Origin of the sequence: Acinetobacter lwoffii (genome assembly GCF_029024105.1) — a bacterium.
Classification (GTDB): domain Bacteria; phylum Pseudomonadota; class Gammaproteobacteria; order Pseudomonadales; family Moraxellaceae; genus Acinetobacter; species Acinetobacter lwoffii.
Genome location: NZ_CP118963.1, coordinates 2,832,412 through 2,848,042, shown reverse-complemented (window position 1 = coordinate 2,848,042; position 15,631 = coordinate 2,832,412). Strand labels below are relative to the sequence as shown.

The window sequence follows — 15,631 nt, the reverse complement described above, 5'->3', positions numbered from 1 at the left end:
TCAGATGAGCAAACGCATTGCTATTGTGGGCGCAGGCCCCGCAGGCTTAATGGCAGCAGAAGTGCTCAGTCAGTTTGATTATGAGCTGCATGTTTATGAGCAAAAACCGTCTGCTGCGCGTAAATTCCTGATGGCAGGCAAAACCGGTCTGAATATTTCCCATGCCGAGCCTGTGCCACAGTTTGTACAACGTTATGATCAGGTGGAGTGGTTGTCACCTTGGATCAAACGCTGGGATGCGCTCTGGATTCAAGACTGGATGAAACAGCTCGGTATTGAGCCTTATATCGGTTCGTCTGGCCGGGTATTTCCCACAGAGATGAAAGCCGCGCCTTTACTGCGTGCCTGGCTCAAGCGGTTGGCCAATCATGGTGTCCAGTTTCATTACCGGCATAAAGTCAGCCAGTTGCAGCAGCAACAACTTGAGCTGCATGATCTGAAAAATAATGAACATCGCACTGAACACTTTGATGCCATTATTCTGGCTTGTGGCGCAGTGTCCTGGTCAGAGTTGGGTAGTGATGGGGCATGGCAAGCTTGGTTAAAGCCGGACGAAATTGAGCCATTTCAAGCCAGTAATGCCGGGGTGGAATATCCGTGGTCTCGGTTTATGCAACCGGTCTTTGGTCAACCTTTAAAGCGGGTTGAGGCATGGTTAGGGCAAGGTGAAAAGACCGTTGGCGATATCGTAATTAGCCATTACGGTCTGGAAAGTGGCCTGATCTATAAGCAGGGTCGGGGTTTACGCGAGCAACTAAAACAGGGGCAGCCGATGCAGCTGCATCTGGACCTCTTCCCAAATCAAAGCATGGAACAGCTTGCGCAAAAATTACAGCCAAGTAAGAAGCAGTCTTTAACTAATGTCTGGCGTAAAGCTGGATTGGACGGTGCCAAGGCGGCCTTAGTACGGGAATTGGTAGCCAAAGCGGTATGGCAAGATGCTGCTGAATTAGCCAAAAAAATTAAACATTTGACCCTTCCACTCACAGGTTTTCGCCCGATTGAAGAGGCGATTAGCTGTGCAGGTGGTGTCAAGCGTGAAGTGTTGTCAGAACAGCTACAATTGAAATCTAACCCACATGTATTTCTTTGCGGAGAAATGCTGGACTGGGATGCACCGACCGGCGGTTATCTACTGACAGCCTGTTTTGCCACAGGGCGTGCAGTGGGTGAAGGTGTGCATCAGTTTCTGACAGCAGATTAAGTCATTTTATAGCTAGGATGATCTAGTATTTATACTGAATGCAGACTCAACAGATCCGGCCTTGTTCATTCACGCTGTTTTAAAGCTGCCAGTTCAGCTTAGATTATTTTTGTATTTTATCTAAGCTGTGTGCCAATCTAGCATCCTAGACTATTCCTTCACTTGCCGGGAAGCTGGTTCTTTCTTGGCGAGATCCGGATATTGCGAACGCCAGCGTTCCAGTTGTTCTTGGGCGTGTAGATATTTCCCTAGACCTTTGACATTCTCACTGGCTTCATTCACGGGTGTAGCTTGAGTCTTGGGAGTATTGAGTAATTTGTCCTGATGTTCCCAGTATTGATACATTAAGCCCTGAATATAACGGCCCTGTTCGGTTTTCAGTTCTAAAGCCTTCAACATATTCAATGCTGACTGGACATGATCACGCTGACGTTGCTGGACAAATTCTTCTGTCATATTTTCATCATCGCGCATGCTGTTTAATTCTTTTTCCAGGTCGCTGCTCATTTCCTGAAAGCGCTGTTCATAATCCGTCAATGCAGCAATATCATGTGGATCATCGGCAGTTTTAGGGAAGTCTTTCAGTGGCTCGGTTTTCAGTTCCTGCATGACTTGATCTGAAGCCGTATTATCTGTTGTCGCTTCAGTCGGAGTTTCGGTCGTTTTCTGGTCACATGCCATCAACAGCATGGCCGCAGCGAACAACAGCGTTCGTGTCATTCCTGGTATTTTATGCATGATCGCCTCCTGTTTTTAATTACTTTTCTTGAACACATAGATATGGGTGACATAAGGAAAGTCGATCATTTCCTCTGCGCTTTTGGCTGTATATTGCTGGATGATCTGTTCAAATTGTTGTTTTAACTGTGCCTGCTGCTGTTCAGGCATGGCTGCAATAAAACTAGTCGAGAGCAGCCGCTTGGATACCACCTGCTCGACACTGCCATGCTGTTGCTGGGTCATTGTGGTTTCTGCATAGGGCTGAAATAGCGTTTGCTGTGCAAAGACCTCGCGCCAGGTGCCGCTATGATAGCGCGGCGTATCGCCTTCCAAGGGGGCAATACAATCGGCCAAGGCCTGAACCCAGTCGATCCGAGTATCGCGCTGATTCCAAATTAACACCAGATAACCCTGCGGTTTGAGTACCCGATCTAATTCTTGTAAGGTAGCAGAATCGGCAAACCAGTGAAATGACTGTGCACAAAATACCGCATTCAGGCTATGATCGGGCAGGGGAAGTTGATGGCTAACACCTTCAAGAGCATGAATGTCCGGATGCGCCTGTTTTAATTGAGCCAGCATTTCCGGGACAGGATCAATCGCGATAATGTGCTTACTGAGCGGGCGTAAATAGGGGATAAACTTGCCAGTTCCACTACCCAAATCCAAAAGATGCGCATCTGCAGGCAAAGCCAGCGTTTCACTCAGCCATTGGCTGATTTCTGCCGGATAATCGGGACGCACTTGCTGATAGAGCTCAGCCGACGCACTAAAACCCCGTTTTGCTGCCGGATGTAATGATTGTGTCATATTTTGCGCTTTTTAATCTTTTTGATCGATATAAAATAGCATATTCACTTTTTTGACAGCGTTCATTGACTGAATTGTTGTGGAAGGGTTCGATTTACCAGCACGGGAAAGTTATGGACAAGCAGATTGTTTTTGAAGATGAACATATACGCGCGATTTTTATGCCGGGATCTTCTTCAGAACTGATTTTTTCATTTGGCGATTTGATTACCCGTGCCAAGGGCCTCAACATCAATGCAGAAAAGTCACTGGCGAAATTCGAGTTTAATGTGCTTGGTATTATGCCCAAGCATAAATCCTGGTTTCCGCAAGGTTCCATGTGGAACATGTTGCAAGCCATCGCAGATCTAATTGCGCCGTTTCAGCAGCGTATTGCGTATGGCGGTTCGATGGGTGGCTATGCCGCGATTAAATATTCCCATGCCTTGGGTGTGCAACGGGTGGTGGCGATGGTGCCGCAATACTCGATTGATCCGGAAGATGTACACGATGCCCGCTACAACATGTTCTATCAGCCAGAGCTGAATGCAAATATGCGGGTTGCGGCCGAAGATATCGATAATGCCTGCGAATATATTATTGTCTATGATCCTTACTGTGCTGAAGATCGTGCCCATTATCTGAAATTAGAGGCACTAATCCCACATCATCATGTGCTGCATCTACCTTTTACCGGACATGATGCGATCGCAGTTTTGGCCAGTTCCGAATTGCTCTATGACTTTTTGGTACATGAATATGAGCCAAGCTATTTCTACCAGAAAATGCGCCGGGTCAAGAAAAACAGTAAGTTTTATTATCGCAAGGTGATTGAAAATGTCTTGCCACGACACCGTATGGCCTTGGGACACATTCTGAGAAATAACGATCTGCAACTGGATAACCAGTTTTTTGATGCCAGCCAGAAACAGGTGATTTTGCGGGAACTGTTACGCAATAAACAGGTCGATCAGCATGACCTGCTCAAGCTCGGCATTCATGTGAATTTGCCGCAGGAAAATCGTCAGTTGCTGTTGGACCAGTATGGACATGGTCTGGTATTTAATGTCATCAGCCATAAAATCGAAAGTTATGCAGAAGGTGCAATTGCCCTGAACCATAAATTCCTGATTCCGATTTATGCCAAAGGTAATGGTTTATTGAGCATTAACCTGAATGATGAACGTTATCTGGTGGTGATGAATGACCGGCACATCATGAAACTGATCAAGGAACAGGATGAACTCAGTCTGGGCATGCACCCGATTTTAATGAAGCGTTATAGCGATTTTTATATGTTTAGCTATAAGCAGCTGAATCTGAGTACCAATGAGTATGGTGCTGCTGCTTTTATCGACGCTAGTGACAAAAATACGCAGTTTGTGACGCACAGTGAGATAAATTAACTAAAAATTTTTATAAAAAACAATTACTTGAGTTGTGATGGGCTTGGCATAATATAGAGATAAGCGGTATAAATAATAAACCAATTATATCGTTCCCGATGGTTGAAACGAAGAAGGGGATCTCTATGATGCAAGTGACTCGGATGATGCAAGTATGTTTTATCTTCGGTTTGGTTCTACCTAATCTGGCGCATGCAGAAACTGTGCATCCTGCAGTGATCATGGTCAGTGCGTCCATCATCTTTATGATTATTCTGTCCGTGTATGTGGTGTATCGAATCCGCAAGTCACTACGTAATCATATGGATAAACCGCTGGATTAAGCTTCAGGCTGGAAACAGGTTGAAAAGACTCAATGACTTGTTTTAAATGACAGACATAAATTGTCAAACAGGATTGAGGGAACAGCCATGAAAGCCGTTTATTTAGACTATGCTTCTTTAGACCAGCAGGATTTGGACTTTCAGGCACTGCATGCAGCATTTGATCCACTGGTTTTGTATCCGGCGACCTCGGCTGTCGAGATTGCATCCCGTGTAGCCGATGTCGATGTCATCATTACGAATAAGGTGATGATCGATGCAGCTACGATTCAGCAATGCCCTCAACTCAAACTCATTTTAATCTCTGCAACCGGCACCAATAATGTCGACCTTGAGGCGGCCAAAGCGCAAGGGATCGTCGTGTGTAACTGTCAGGCTTATGGCACTTCGGCAGTCGCGCAGCATACCATCATGTTGATGCTCAATCTGGCGACTTCATTCCTGTCTTATCAACGTGCATTAGAACAAGGCGAATGGCAAAAAGCCAGTCAGTTCTGTTTGCTGGATGCGCCAATTGTCGAGCTGGCCGGAAAAACATTGGGCATTGTGGGTTATGGCGAACTGGGCCATGCGGTGGCGAAACTGGCCGAAGCCTTTGGCATGAAAGTGCTTATTGCCGCGCTGCCAAATCGTCCGGCGGATGCATCTCGTGCGCCATTTGCCGAGCTACTTCCTCAAGTCGATTTTTTAACTTTGCATTGTCCACTCACTGAAGATACCCACCATTTAATCAGTCATACTGAGCTGGATGCAATGAAAAGCAGCGCATTTTTAATTAACTGTGCGCGTGGCGGAATTGTCGATGAAGCGGCATTGGCTGAGGCTCTGCGTGCAGGCAAGATTGCCGGTGCAGCGACAGATGTACTCACGGTAGAGCCACCGAAACAGGGCAATGTGCTGCTCGACTCTACGATTCCCAACCTGATTGTGACACCGCATAATGCCTGGGGCAGTGTCGATGCACGGCAACGTATTGTGGATCAGATGGTGGAAAATGTAGCAGCATTTAAACAAGGTCAGCCGATTCGACAGGTCAATTGATAGATCGCGTTAATACAAGATAATAGTTTTATTTTCTAAAAATAAAAAAAGCCCATCACGGGCTTTTTTTATAAATCGGTTACCGCATAACTGGTAGCTGATCCTGACTGGGGTTGAGTCTGTGGTGTATTTGGGTTTTGCGTCGCACTCGACTGGCTTAAAGGCTGCTGCACGATAGGTGCCTGTTGTGAATTTCCACGCCAGACTTCTTTGGTCTGCTGGATTTTCTGACCGGTTTGCTGGGCTGCCTGAGTTGCACCCTGATCTACTTTTTGCAGTGTATCAGAGGTTGCAGATTTGGTATTGCTCCAGGCCCGGTCTACCCCCGGCTTGATTTTGGCAATGCCTTTTTCCGTTGCTTCACCGACTTTCTCAGCGGTATTAATCACGCCTTCCTGTGCTTTATAAGCAAAGACATGCAGCAGGTTCGGATTTTCACCATAAGGCTTAACCGGTTTAGCAGACTGAGTCGTGGTTTGTGCGAATGCTGGAATAGAAAGCATTAAAGCTGTCGTTAAAATAATTGGGGTTTTGATATTCATTATGGATCGACCTCGAATTCGTCTAAGTGCGGTCTGAGTTTGTTTTTCAGTGTAACGGATAATGGGTCAAAAACAATGAATATCCTGTGAAGAGTGCAGAGCTTTCAGGTTGATCTGTGCCGAAATATTGTAATTTTTAAAGAAAGGGCAGTAGAAATTAGCCCAAGTGTCGAATTGATTTTTAGCAAAATAAAAGCCCTGTTCTTAGACTAGAAACAAGGCGATTTTTTTAGTCACATTGTGTCAGGGCATCTTTGGCGAAATGTTCGCGTAAGCTGACAAAGTTCTTTTGTACGCCTGCATCGTGCAGGTCAAATTTTTGTGCAGTGCTAGTACCGTCGCGCTGGAAAGTCGCTGAGCCGGCATCGATTAGAGTCATGCCTTTAAATGACCATTGTTCAATGACACGGTTATTGCCAATATCGCCGGTGAATTCAATCACGCATTTGTCGAGGAATTTGGTCAGTTTTGCCTTGTTGTTGGTCGTGGCTGGAACCACTTCGAGGTTTTGGACTTCCTGTAAGACGCCAACCTGAAGCTGTGGGATTTTGGGTGCAGATGTACAAGCTGTAACTGCGATACTCGCAAGACCAGTCAGAATGAGGGTTTTAAATTTCATATGATTCTTTCTTGTTGAGTGTTGTTAGATTGAGTATAGGAAATATAAAGTGAAATGCCTATAACAAATAGTCTAAATATTGTTTTGGTTGAAGATGTTGAATATCTTGATTTACGACATCAATTTTCTTCATATTAGGGGCAGATAGAAAGCTTATAGACCCCACTATAATAAGCACAAAAATTAATACTATTGCATGGCGTAAGCGGAAAATTTTTAGATCACGAATGTAGATTAACTTTAAATAGATCTCTTGCGAAAGTCGTTATTGCAAGTTCATCCGGTTTACCAGTGCAGCGATTAAGTTAATGCGTAAACCGAATCTTTTCCGTCTATTTCGATAGCGTTCACTTAGTATTCTAAATCTTTTCAATTGACTGTTAATATGTTCGATTACAACTCGTATTTTTCCAATCATTTTATTGTAATTTTTCTCAGCATCAAATAAGGGTAAATTCTTCTTTTTCTTTATTGGCATCAATAATTTAAAGCCATCTTGCTCTAACCCATAGTACCCTAAATCGGTCATAACATAGTCACAATGTTTGAATTTCTTAACTGTTTTTCTTGCCAATTTAATATCATGCTGACTGCCAGACGATATATCTACTCCTATGATTTGTTTGCTCTTCGGATGATAGATCACTTGGGCTTTTAACGTATGTTTCTTCTTTTTACCACTGTAGAACTTACTCTGATTTTTTTTTCGGGCGTTCTATTAAACATTCTGTCGCATCAATAATTACCCAGTTAAATTGTTCGTCTGCTGTGGTAATGCTTCGTTTTGGCAGGGTAAAACGTCTTGATTTCATTAATGCATCTTCAACCTTTTTAATAGTTCGATTCACATTACTTTCAGCGATATGGTAATTTGCCGCCAATTCCAATTGGGTGTTGTAGCTCCGTAAGTAATTGAGTGTTAATAATAATTTATCCTCTATAGCTAAAGTATGAGGACGCCCTAATTTCTTTTTAAGTGATTCTGCTTCTTTTAAAACTTCGACCATTTCACTAAAAACTGCTCGAGGTACACCAACCAAGCGCTGGAATTCAGAATCTGAAAAACGATTTAATTTCTGATATTTCATGAAATCTATATTGAGGCAGTTTTTACTTTCGCAAGAGGTCTAATGTTCATAAGCTAATTCTTTTGAAATATCTAGAGAGGTGTCTTCAATTTCATTTTTGTAGTCTTGGACAGATTTTGTGGCAAAGTTCTTTGTTCGCCAAAAAATATTTAATAATTTGAAGTTAAATAAACCACCGCCAAAATATAGCCCTTTTTGATTTGTATTATCTGAAATATGCTTACTAGGATTATCTATTGCGGAGAGTGCTAAAAGTAAAATAAGAACGGTTGCTAGCCACATTACAAAAATTATGGCTGCTAAAGCATGCTGCCACCAAAACTCGTTAATTGTTAAATATTTGAAAATTTCTCTTATTTGAGGAAAAGGAACAATTAAACCTGCTAATAAAGCCCCAATTTTAAAATCTATAGCACGAATATTTTGTTGGGTGTCTTGGATAGCTGAATGAAGAAAATCAAGTTTATCCATTGGCTTGAACCCATGTATTCATCAATATATTTATAATAGGACTTACGCATTGACGGATTTAAAAAAGTCTCAAACTACTTTATAACGTATCTGTGATCAGACGAACTAAACATGCTTCTACAGCAACTTGTACATTACCCATTTATATGGGCTTTCTCATGACAGAACCAAACTCTATTAGCTGCACACAACTTGCCGAGACTTATAATATCTCGCATGACAGTGTAAATCGCTTTTTGGAGCGTGAAGACTACACAGCTCACGATCTATATCAAGAAGCAATTCAACACATTGATAATAATAAACTTATAGTCAGTATTGATGATACTGTTTTAGATAAGCCATATAGTCAACATATGGACTTAGTTAGCTATTTTTGGTCAGGTAAACACCACCGATCCGTCAAGGGTATTAATCTCATTACCTTGTATGCGACAGATCAACATGGCAAAAATATTCCAATTAATTTTCGAATTTATGATAAGTCAGAAAGTAAAACCAAGAATGATTACTTTATGGAGATGTTAAGTGAAGTACTCGATTGGGGTGCAAAGATTCAATTCATTACAGGTGATAGTTGGTATTCATCGACTGAAAATCTAAAAACCATAAGAAAACATGGTATTCGATTTATGTTTGGTGTCGACAGTAACCGTAAGGTTTCCCCTGAAAAAGGACAATGGTTTCAACTCCGTTTATTGCCGAATTTTCATCAGGGTCAAGTGGTCTGGCTCAAAGATGTTGGCTTTGTACAATTATTTAAGACTCAGTTAAAAGAACAGCAGAGATTTTATATTGTGCATCAAGATGAAGATGATTTATTGTCCTTTGATGGTTTTTATGAATTACATTCAAGTCATTGGAAAATAGAACAATATCATCGAGTAATTAAACAGGTTTGTCATATTGAAAAGTTTCAAGTAAGACGATCCAAGCTGATTTTGAATCATATTTTCTCAGCCTTGATGGCCTATGTTGAGATACAAAAGAACCAGTTTGAGCGGATCTTTGAAAATGTATATCGTTGGCAGAAGAAATTATTTAGACCAATTATCAAGAACTTTATTGATGAATTTATTCTCGATAAGAATCATCTGCTGCCACAGAAAATCTATAAATAATAGTGCGTAAGTCCTATATAACATCACACTCATAGAAATCCGTATAAGGTACTTTGTCACATAGCTTTTTATTGTCATCATTTAAATTTTGGTGAAATACATCAGAAAGAATGATTGGTTTGCGCCATCCTTTGTTTGCATTATTGCAATAGTGAGCTGTTTTTCCAATTAGTTCGCCGATCCAAGTAACTTCATTGATACCACTACCTTTATAGCCAGCTTTTATAACTAAAGCTTGTCCATAATGAAGCCCCATACCAACTTTAAGCTGAGTATAATTTTTTTTCTTAAGTTTTATATTTAAAGTATGAATTAGTGAATTAGCTTTAGCAGCGGTAGTAAATACCTCATTAATTTGGACAGTTGTTTCTGTATTGAATACCCCCCAAACACAATCACCTTCAATATAAATTTGCTGGATATTTTGATTACCGTTAAGGAGCGCAACCAATTCAGAAATATAGGCTCTATATATTTTTGCTAAAACTTTCTTTTGATGTTGAGTAGCTAGGTCTTTTGAACCACGTAGATCAATAAATAAAGCAGAGCAATTTATATGATAGCCGTTGGTGTATGTTAGATCATCTATACCAGGTACTTTATTACTCTCTTGATAATTATTATCTGAAGAGTCTAATATTTCATCAATTCTTTCACGGCTTTTTTCAAAATCATATGATTTGTAATTTGCTTGCATTTTTTATTCATTCATTAAAAACCCCACTAACTTATAGCGGGGTTTTGTTTAACTTTCAAGCAATTAAGGCTTAGTGCTGTAACACCGAAATATCTGCCACTTTCGTAAACAACTCACGAAGCTGTGCAAGCATACGTAAACGGTTTGCTTTCAGGTCGGCATCATCCGCCATCACCATGACACCGTCAAAGAATGCATCAACAGGCGCACGAAGTGCAGCAAGTGCAGACAATGCAGCAGTGTAGTCTTTGGCAGCAAATAATGGCTCAACTTGAGGTGCAATCTTAGCAAGTTCAGCGAACAATGCTTTTTCAGCATCTTCAACCAGGTTTGCTTCAACCACTGAACCTTCAGGCGCAGCTTCTTTCGCTAAGATATTCGCAACACGCTTATTCGCAGCAGCAAGCGCAGCAGCTTCAGGTAATGCACGGAAGTGATTGACTGCATTGACACGCTTGTCAAAATCAAGAGGAGATTTTGGTGACAAAGCTTGAACCGCTTGAATCACATCAACAGCCACGCCTTGGTCTTCGTATTTTGCACGGTAACGACCTTCCAAGAATGCAACAGCATCTGCCAAAGTCTTGTCGTGATCTTTCAATACATCGCCATAAGCAGCTAAAGCAAGTTTGATCAGGTCTTCAATTGAAACATCAAGCTCGTTTTCAGTGACAAGACGCAAAATACCAATCGCAGAACGACGAAGTGCAAACGGGTCTTTAGAACCTGTAGGCGCTTGACCGATCCCGAAAATACCAGTCAATGTGTCTAAACGATCCGCAAGGGCAATGGTTGTACCTGTTTTGGTTTTCGGTAAAACGTCACCCGCGAATTTAGGTAAATATTGCTCACCTAAAGACTCAGCCACTTCAGCATTTTCACCTTCAAGACGCGCATAGTAAGTCCCCGCGATCCCTTGAAGTTCAGGGAATTCACCCACAAGCTCAGAGGTTAAGTCACACTTCGCAAGAAGGGCAGCTTTTTCAGCATCTTCCGCTTTTGCACCTGTAATAGGCGCAAGTGCAACAGCCAATTTTGCAATACGTTCAGACTTGTTCCAAAGCGTACCAAGCTCTGCCTGGAAGACCATGTTTGCAAGCTTCTCTTTACGCGATGCAAGCGGTTGCTTTTGATCTTGTAGGAAGAAGAATTCAGCATCAGACAAACGTGGGCGAACAACTTTTTCGTTACCTTCAATGATTTGTGTCGGGTCTTTTGACTCAATGTTTGACACAGTAATGAAGTAAGGCTGTAATTTGTTGTCAGCATTGACTAAGCAGAAGTACTTTTGGTTGTCCTGCATGGTCGTGATCAATGCTTCTTGAGGAACAGCAAGGAAGCGTTCTTCGAAGCTTGCACGTAGCGCAACAGGCCATTCAACCAATGCAGTCACTTCGTCACGAAGATCCGCAGGCACAATTGCAATTGCATTGACTTCATCAGCCAATGCTTTCACTTGTTGGTCGATGGTTGCTTGACGCTCTTCAAATGAAGCCACAACATGCGCTGCTTTTAACTTCGCTAAGTATTCGTCTGCATGCGCTAAAGTGATCGCTTCTGGCGCGTGGAAACGGTGACCAAAAGTCACGTTACCGGCTTTGTGATCTTGAATCGTTGCATCAACTACGTCGTTGTCTTTTAACAACACAACCCATTTTACTGGACGTACGAATTCAGTACGGCTTGCCGCAGAACGCATACGTTTTGCAATTGGAAGGTTATCCAAGGCATTTTGTAAAATTTGTGGAAGTAAAACGTCGAGGCTTTGACCTTTTACGTCTTTTAAGTAGCAAACTTTTTCAACTTTACCCGCTTGGAAAGTTGATACTTGATCAACTGTGATGCCTTGACCACGCATAAAGCCTTCTAAAGCTTTAGTCGGGTTACCTTCAGCATCAAACGCTGCCTGTTTGGCAGGGCCGTCAAAACGTTTTTGTGTATCTGCTTGCGCAGCATCAACGTTGACAATTTTAAGCGCAAGACGACGTGGTGCTGCATAAGCTTCGATTGAATCAAAAGCAAGACCAGCATCTTTTAAGCCTTTTACGGTTTCTGCATGTAAGGCATCACGTAATTTTTTTAAGCTTTTTGGTGGAAGTTCTTCACAACCCAATTCGAACAAAACGGTATGTTTAGACATTATTTGCTCTCCTTGTTTGCTTCTTTCGCTTCTGCTTCAACTTGTGCTTTTAACTGTGCCAACACTTCATCACGTAACGCTGGTTCAGCCATTGGGAAACCAAGTTCCGCACGTGCTGCTACATAACTTGTCGCAATAGAACGTGCCAAGGTACGTACACGTAAAATGTAACGTTGACGTTCAGTCACAGAAATCGCGCCACGCGCATCTAATAAGTTGAAGCTGTGTGATGCTTTCACGACTTGCTCATATGCAGGAAGTGGAAGTTTCGCTTCGATCAAACGCGTTGCTTCAGCTTCGTAGAAATCGAACAATTCAAACATTTTTTCAACGTTTGCATATTCGAAGTTATAGGTCGATTGTTCCACTTCATTTTGATGGAACACATCGCCATAAGTTACCGTACCGAACTGACCTTTGGTCCACACCAGATCATAAACAGAGTCTACACCCTGCAAGTACATTGCAAGACGTTCAAGACCGTAAGTGATTTCACCAGTCACTGGGTAGCATTCAACACCACCGACTTGCTGGAAGTAAGTGAACTGCGTCACTTCCATACCATTGAGCCAAACTTCCCAGCCTAGGCCCCAAGCACCCAGTGTTGGAGATTCCCAGTTGTCTTCCACGAAACGGATATCGTGTACCAGTGGGTCAATACCGATCGCTTTAAGCGAATCAAGATAAAGCTGCTGGATGTTGTCCGGGTTTGGCTTAAGCACCACCTGGAATTGGTAATAATGTTGCAAACGGTTCGGGTTTTCACCATAACGGCCATCTTTCGGACGGCGTGACGGTTGAACATAAGCGGCATTCCAGGTTTCAGGACCCAGTGCACGAAGGAAAGTCGCAGTGTGGAATGTCCCTGCACCCATTTCCATATCATAAGGTTGCAAAATGACGCAGCCTTGCTCCGCCCAGTAAGTTTGTAAGGCAAGAATTAAGCCTTGGAAGGTATCAATATGCGATATGGCGCGACTCATGGTCATCCACTTAAAATTAGAGAAAAATTGTGCTCAATTATAAGGACTTTGCAGGGGAGTGGCAAAGGGTTAATGTAGGGATACTTTTTTGAAAAAAATAAAACAGGCTTAAAGGATACGTGGCATTTAGAGGCTTACTGCGATTTTAGCTGTACTGGTCGATACAGGCTGATCTGAAAATCAGGAATAAATCTGATATATGGCATGCTGTTAACTGGAGAGTCATAAAGTTCAACGGATCTCATACGATTGCGATCCTCAAATTAGTTTAATATTCACGCAATATAATAACGCTTAAAAATAAGGAACTTCATGACCACTTACCAAATTCAATGCCATTTAAAATACAAGGTCGTGCAACCGACAGAATTTATTTTTATGCTTCAGGCGGCACATCATTCCGATCAGAAGATTCTTGAAGAACAACTCAGCTTTAATCTGCCCGTAGCATGGCATGAATTTCAGGATGCCCAGCATCAAAATCGACATGTTCGGCTACAGGTCGAACCCTGTGAAACTTTTGAGCTGAATTATACGGCGACAGTAGTCCGTCATCCGAGCCTCTCTCTGGAACTTCAGCAGGGTCTAAAAGAAGTGGCCATTCCTGAGCTGCCCGATGAAGTATTGCCTTATTTGCTGGCCAGCCGTTACTGCAATTCGGATTTATTGCTGGAAATGGCGAAACGCTCATTTGGCTGGATGACACCGGGCTATACGCGGGTCAAAGCCATTGAACAGTGGATTTATAACAATATTTTTTATGTATCTGGCAGTTCCGACCAATTTACCACTGCCACAGATGTACTGGTGCATCGTGCAGGCGTATGTCGTGACTTTGCCCATTTGGGCATTGCGCTGTGCCGTGCTTTGGGAATTCCGGCACGCATGGTGGTCGGTTATGTGGAAATTGAAAAGTTTTTACCCGATTTTCATGCTATTTTTGAAGCGTATTTAGACGGTGGCTGGGTGCAGTTTGATCCGACCCGTTTGGCTCCGGTCGAAAATCTCATTCGGATCGGTACTGGAGTCGATGCCGGAGATGTGGCATTTTCAACCTATTATGGTGAGGTCGAACTGTTAAAAATCCAGCCACTGATTCAACCTGAAATGAGCCATTAAGCTGTTTTAAAAAAATTTGAACAACGATTTAAGCAGAAGGTTAGAAAGGATTTTTCCATACAAATGACTACCGGTAATAAAGTGATCATTCTATAAAAAGCCGAATGAATGTTTTAATCTGAGTGAAATATTATTTTAAAAAGCCTGCATTCGCGAATGATGAAAAGATGTAAAACACAGATGCCTTTCATCGGGCTTGGTTCTATAATGCCCAAAATCTACAAACAATAAGATCAGGCGCACTGTGTTTCATTCCCATCTCGACTGGCTCAATACCTTAAAACCAAATTTCAAAGTCCTTCCACTCAAAGACCGTTTGCTCTGCGGAGTTGGAGCACTATTGGGTTTGGTGGTTTCGTCTTTGTTGAGTTTATGGATTCTGGGGGATTTTGAAGCCTGGTATATTGCCCCGATGGGCGCATCCTCGGTATTGCTGTTTGCAGTGCCTGCCAGTCCTCTGGCACAGCCCTGGAATATTCTGGTCGGCAATACCATTGCTGCGGTGATTGGCGTGAGCTGTGCCTTGTTAATTGCCAGTCCGACCGAAGCCTTTAGTGTCGCCGTGGCCTTGGCGATTGTCCTGATGATGACCACAGATTCCCTGCATCCACCGAGTGGCGCCGTGGCCATTACCGCAGTGCTGGGTGGCCAGCCGGTGCATGAACTGGGTTATGCCTTTGTATTTTATCCGGTGCTGCTCAATTCAATTCTGCTCATGGTGATTGCGATTGTCTTTAACCGGATGATTGGCAAGGATTATCCACAGCAAGCCCAGTTAAATACCCGTTCCAAGGATCCGACGCCGACCCAGAAAGTCACCATTCAACCTCAGGATATTCAGGAAGTGCTGGATCAGCGCACCGAGCTGCTGGACATCAGTGAATATGACCTGCAAAAAATCATTATGGAGGCACAAAACCGCGCCAATGCGCGTGCAGTGCATGAATTTAGCTGCCAGGATATTATGACCAAGGATGTGGCAACCCTGCATGAAAATGATGATATTCAGCACGCACTGGACAAGTTCAAACAGATGAACCTGATGAGCCTGCCCGTCGTTAATGCCGATGAACAACTGGTCGGTACACTGGCAATGTATCAGGTGGTGGAATGGTTCAAGCGCGCTGCCGATGTGCGCAGTAGCTGGGAACATCAGGTCAAACATATCATGACCCGTAAGGTGATCACAGTGCAGCCTTTACAACCCATTCAGGATCTGGTGCCATATTTTGTCGAGCGTTCCTTCAACTATATTCCGGTGGTGAGCGAGCAGAAATTGGTGGGAATTATCAGCCGGGCAGACATGATTGCCGCACTCAATCAGGAGCTGAATCATTTTAAAATGAAAGCTTAAAACCGGATTAAAAC

16 protein-coding genes are annotated in these 15,631 nt (G+C 42.9%); 7 read left to right on the top strand and 9 right to left on the bottom strand.

Features of this window, described 5'->3' with window-relative positions; translation table 11 throughout:
• Window positions 1-4: 4 nt before the first annotated feature.
• Entirely contained in the window at window positions 5-1,204 is a 1,200-nt protein-coding gene (locus PYW33_RS13720) for a TIGR03862 family flavoprotein (RefSeq protein WP_004647349.1), read from the top strand.
• A 150-nt stretch (window positions 1,205-1,354) separates the two neighbouring features.
• Here PYW33_RS13720 and PYW33_RS13715 read toward each other — a convergent pair whose 3' ends face one another.
• Window positions 1,355-1,942 (bottom strand): hypothetical protein, encoded by a 588-nt coding sequence (locus tag PYW33_RS13715; RefSeq protein WP_004647351.1) that lies wholly within the window; start codon window positions 1,940-1,942, stop codon window positions 1,355-1,357.
• A 15-nt stretch (window positions 1,943-1,957) separates the two neighbouring features.
• On the bottom strand, window positions 1,958-2,734 hold the full coding sequence (locus PYW33_RS13710) for a class I SAM-dependent methyltransferase (RefSeq protein ID WP_004278550.1): 777 nt from the start codon (window positions 2,732-2,734) through the stop codon (window positions 1,958-1,960).
• A 113-nt stretch (window positions 2,735-2,847) separates the two neighbouring features.
• Here PYW33_RS13710 and PYW33_RS13705 point away from each other — a divergent pair, with 113 nt between their 5' ends.
• The 3 genes from PYW33_RS13705 to PYW33_RS13695 all read left to right on the top strand — a co-directional run bounded on the left by PYW33_RS13705 (window position 2,848) and on the right by PYW33_RS13695 (window position 5,483).
• Window positions 2,848-4,119, top strand: coding sequence for an alpha/beta fold hydrolase (locus PYW33_RS13705; RefSeq protein ID WP_004647352.1), 1,272 nt, complete (start codon window positions 2,848-2,850; stop codon window positions 4,117-4,119).
• Between the two features lie 125 nt (window positions 4,120-4,244).
• Window positions 4,245-4,442, top strand: a complete 198-nt coding sequence (locus tag PYW33_RS13700) for a hypothetical protein (protein WP_004647353.1) — start codon at window positions 4,245-4,247, stop codon at window positions 4,440-4,442.
• A gap of 87 nt (window positions 4,443-4,529) precedes the next feature.
• Window positions 4,530-5,483, top strand: a complete 954-nt coding sequence (locus tag PYW33_RS13695; protein WP_004278547.1) for a 2-hydroxyacid dehydrogenase — start codon at window positions 4,530-4,532, stop codon at window positions 5,481-5,483.
• Between the two features lie 68 nt (window positions 5,484-5,551).
• Here PYW33_RS13695 and PYW33_RS13690 read toward each other — a convergent pair whose 3' ends face one another.
• The 4 genes from PYW33_RS13690 to PYW33_RS13675 form a co-directional block, all read right to left on the bottom strand.
• Window positions 5,552-6,025, bottom strand: coding sequence for a hypothetical protein (locus tag PYW33_RS13690; RefSeq protein WP_004278546.1), 474 nt, complete (start codon window positions 6,023-6,025; stop codon window positions 5,552-5,554).
• 229 nt (window positions 6,026-6,254) lie between these two features.
• Window positions 6,255-6,644 carry a hypothetical protein gene (locus PYW33_RS13685; protein WP_004278545.1) on the bottom strand — a complete coding sequence of 130 codons (390 nt, stop codon included), beginning with the start codon at window positions 6,642-6,644 and terminating at the stop codon, window positions 6,255-6,257.
• A gap of 265 nt (window positions 6,645-6,909) precedes the next feature.
• Window positions 6,910-7,732, bottom strand: a protein-coding gene (locus tag PYW33_RS13680; RefSeq protein WP_115736961.1) for an IS5 family transposase whose coding sequence is annotated in 2 segments (ribosomal slippage) — window positions 6,910-7,350 and window positions 7,352-7,732 — 822 coding nt in all. Because the reading frame shifts where the segments join, the coding sequence is not laid out codon by codon here.
• A gap of 39 nt (window positions 7,733-7,771) precedes the next feature.
• Window positions 7,772-8,203 carry a Pycsar system effector family protein gene (locus PYW33_RS13675; protein WP_004647355.1) on the bottom strand — a complete coding sequence of 144 codons (432 nt, stop codon included), beginning with the start codon at window positions 8,201-8,203 and terminating at the stop codon, window positions 7,772-7,774.
• A 92-nt stretch (window positions 8,204-8,295) separates the two neighbouring features.
• Between PYW33_RS13675 and PYW33_RS13670 the strand changes: the two genes are divergently transcribed.
• Window positions 8,296-9,324 (top strand): IS701 family transposase, encoded by a 1,029-nt coding sequence (locus PYW33_RS13670; RefSeq protein WP_080591875.1) that lies wholly within the window; start codon window positions 8,296-8,298, stop codon window positions 9,322-9,324.
• Window positions 9,325-9,337: 13 nt separating this feature from the next.
• On the opposite strand, the gene PYW33_RS13665 is transcribed toward PYW33_RS13670, so the two are convergent.
• The 3 genes from PYW33_RS13665 to glyQ all read right to left on the bottom strand — a co-directional run bounded on the left by PYW33_RS13665 (window position 9,338) and on the right by glyQ (window position 13,144).
• Complete coding sequence (locus PYW33_RS13665; RefSeq protein WP_004647356.1) at window positions 9,338-10,021, bottom strand: adenylate/guanylate cyclase domain-containing protein; 684 nt, start codon at window positions 10,019-10,021, stop codon at window positions 9,338-9,340.
• A 70-nt stretch (window positions 10,022-10,091) separates the two neighbouring features.
• Window positions 10,092-12,161, bottom strand: a complete 2,070-nt coding sequence (gene glyS / locus PYW33_RS13660) for a glycine--tRNA ligase subunit beta (protein WP_004278543.1) — start codon at window positions 12,159-12,161, stop codon at window positions 10,092-10,094.
• A complete protein-coding gene (gene glyQ, locus PYW33_RS13655) occupies window positions 12,161-13,144 on the bottom strand; it encodes a glycine--tRNA ligase subunit alpha (protein WP_004278542.1) in 984 nt (327 codons plus the stop codon). Before glyQ ends, glyS begins: the two co-directional genes overlap by 1 nt.
• A 312-nt stretch (window positions 13,145-13,456) precedes the next feature.
• Here glyQ and PYW33_RS13650 point away from each other — a divergent pair, with 312 nt between their 5' ends.
• Entirely contained in the window at window positions 13,457-14,263 is an 807-nt protein-coding gene (locus PYW33_RS13650; protein ID WP_004278541.1) for a transglutaminase-like domain-containing protein, read from the top strand.
• Window positions 14,264-14,507: 244 nt separating this feature from the next.
• Window positions 14,508-15,617 (top strand): HPP family protein, encoded by a 1,110-nt coding sequence (locus PYW33_RS13645; protein WP_004278539.1) that lies wholly within the window; start codon window positions 14,508-14,510, stop codon window positions 15,615-15,617.
• The last annotated feature ends 14 nt before the right edge of the window (window positions 15,618-15,631 follow it).

What these genes read in the sequence shown, in the direction of transcription:
- PYW33_RS13685 (WP_004278545.1), bottom strand. Translation starts at nt 6,644, where the DNA reads ATGAAATTTAAAACCCTCATTCTGACTGGTCTTGCGAGTATCGCAGTT.
- glyQ (WP_004278542.1), bottom strand. Translation starts at nt 13,144, where the DNA reads ATGAGTCGCGCCATATCGCATATTGATACCTTCCAAGGCTTAATTCTT.
- PYW33_RS13675 (WP_004647355.1), bottom strand. Translation starts at nt 8,203, where the DNA reads ATGGATAAACTTGATTTTCTTCATTCAGCTATCCAAGACACCCAACAA.
- glyS (WP_004278543.1), bottom strand. Translation starts at nt 12,161, where the DNA reads ATGTCTAAACATACCGTTTTGTTCGAATTGGGTTGTGAAGAACTTCCA.
- PYW33_RS13665 (WP_004647356.1), bottom strand. Translation starts at nt 10,021, where the DNA reads ATGCAAGCAAATTACAAATCATATGATTTTGAAAAAAGCCGTGAAAGA.
- PYW33_RS13720 (WP_004647349.1), top strand. Translation starts at nt 5, where the DNA reads ATGAGCAAACGCATTGCTATTGTGGGCGCAGGCCCCGCAGGCTTAATG.
- PYW33_RS13700 (WP_004647353.1), top strand. Translation starts at nt 4,245, where the DNA reads ATGATGCAAGTGACTCGGATGATGCAAGTATGTTTTATCTTCGGTTTG.
- PYW33_RS13695 (WP_004278547.1), top strand. Translation starts at nt 4,530, where the DNA reads ATGAAAGCCGTTTATTTAGACTATGCTTCTTTAGACCAGCAGGATTTG.
- PYW33_RS13690 (WP_004278546.1), bottom strand. Translation starts at nt 6,025, where the DNA reads ATGAATATCAAAACCCCAATTATTTTAACGACAGCTTTAATGCTTTCT.
- PYW33_RS13715 (WP_004647351.1), bottom strand. Translation starts at nt 1,942, where the DNA reads ATGCATAAAATACCAGGAATGACACGAACGCTGTTGTTCGCTGCGGCC.
- PYW33_RS13705 (WP_004647352.1), top strand. Translation starts at nt 2,848, where the DNA reads ATGGACAAGCAGATTGTTTTTGAAGATGAACATATACGCGCGATTTTT.
- PYW33_RS13650 (WP_004278541.1), top strand. Translation starts at nt 13,457, where the DNA reads ATGACCACTTACCAAATTCAATGCCATTTAAAATACAAGGTCGTGCAA.
- PYW33_RS13710 (WP_004278550.1), bottom strand. Translation starts at nt 2,734, where the DNA reads ATGACACAATCATTACATCCGGCAGCAAAACGGGGTTTTAGTGCGTCG.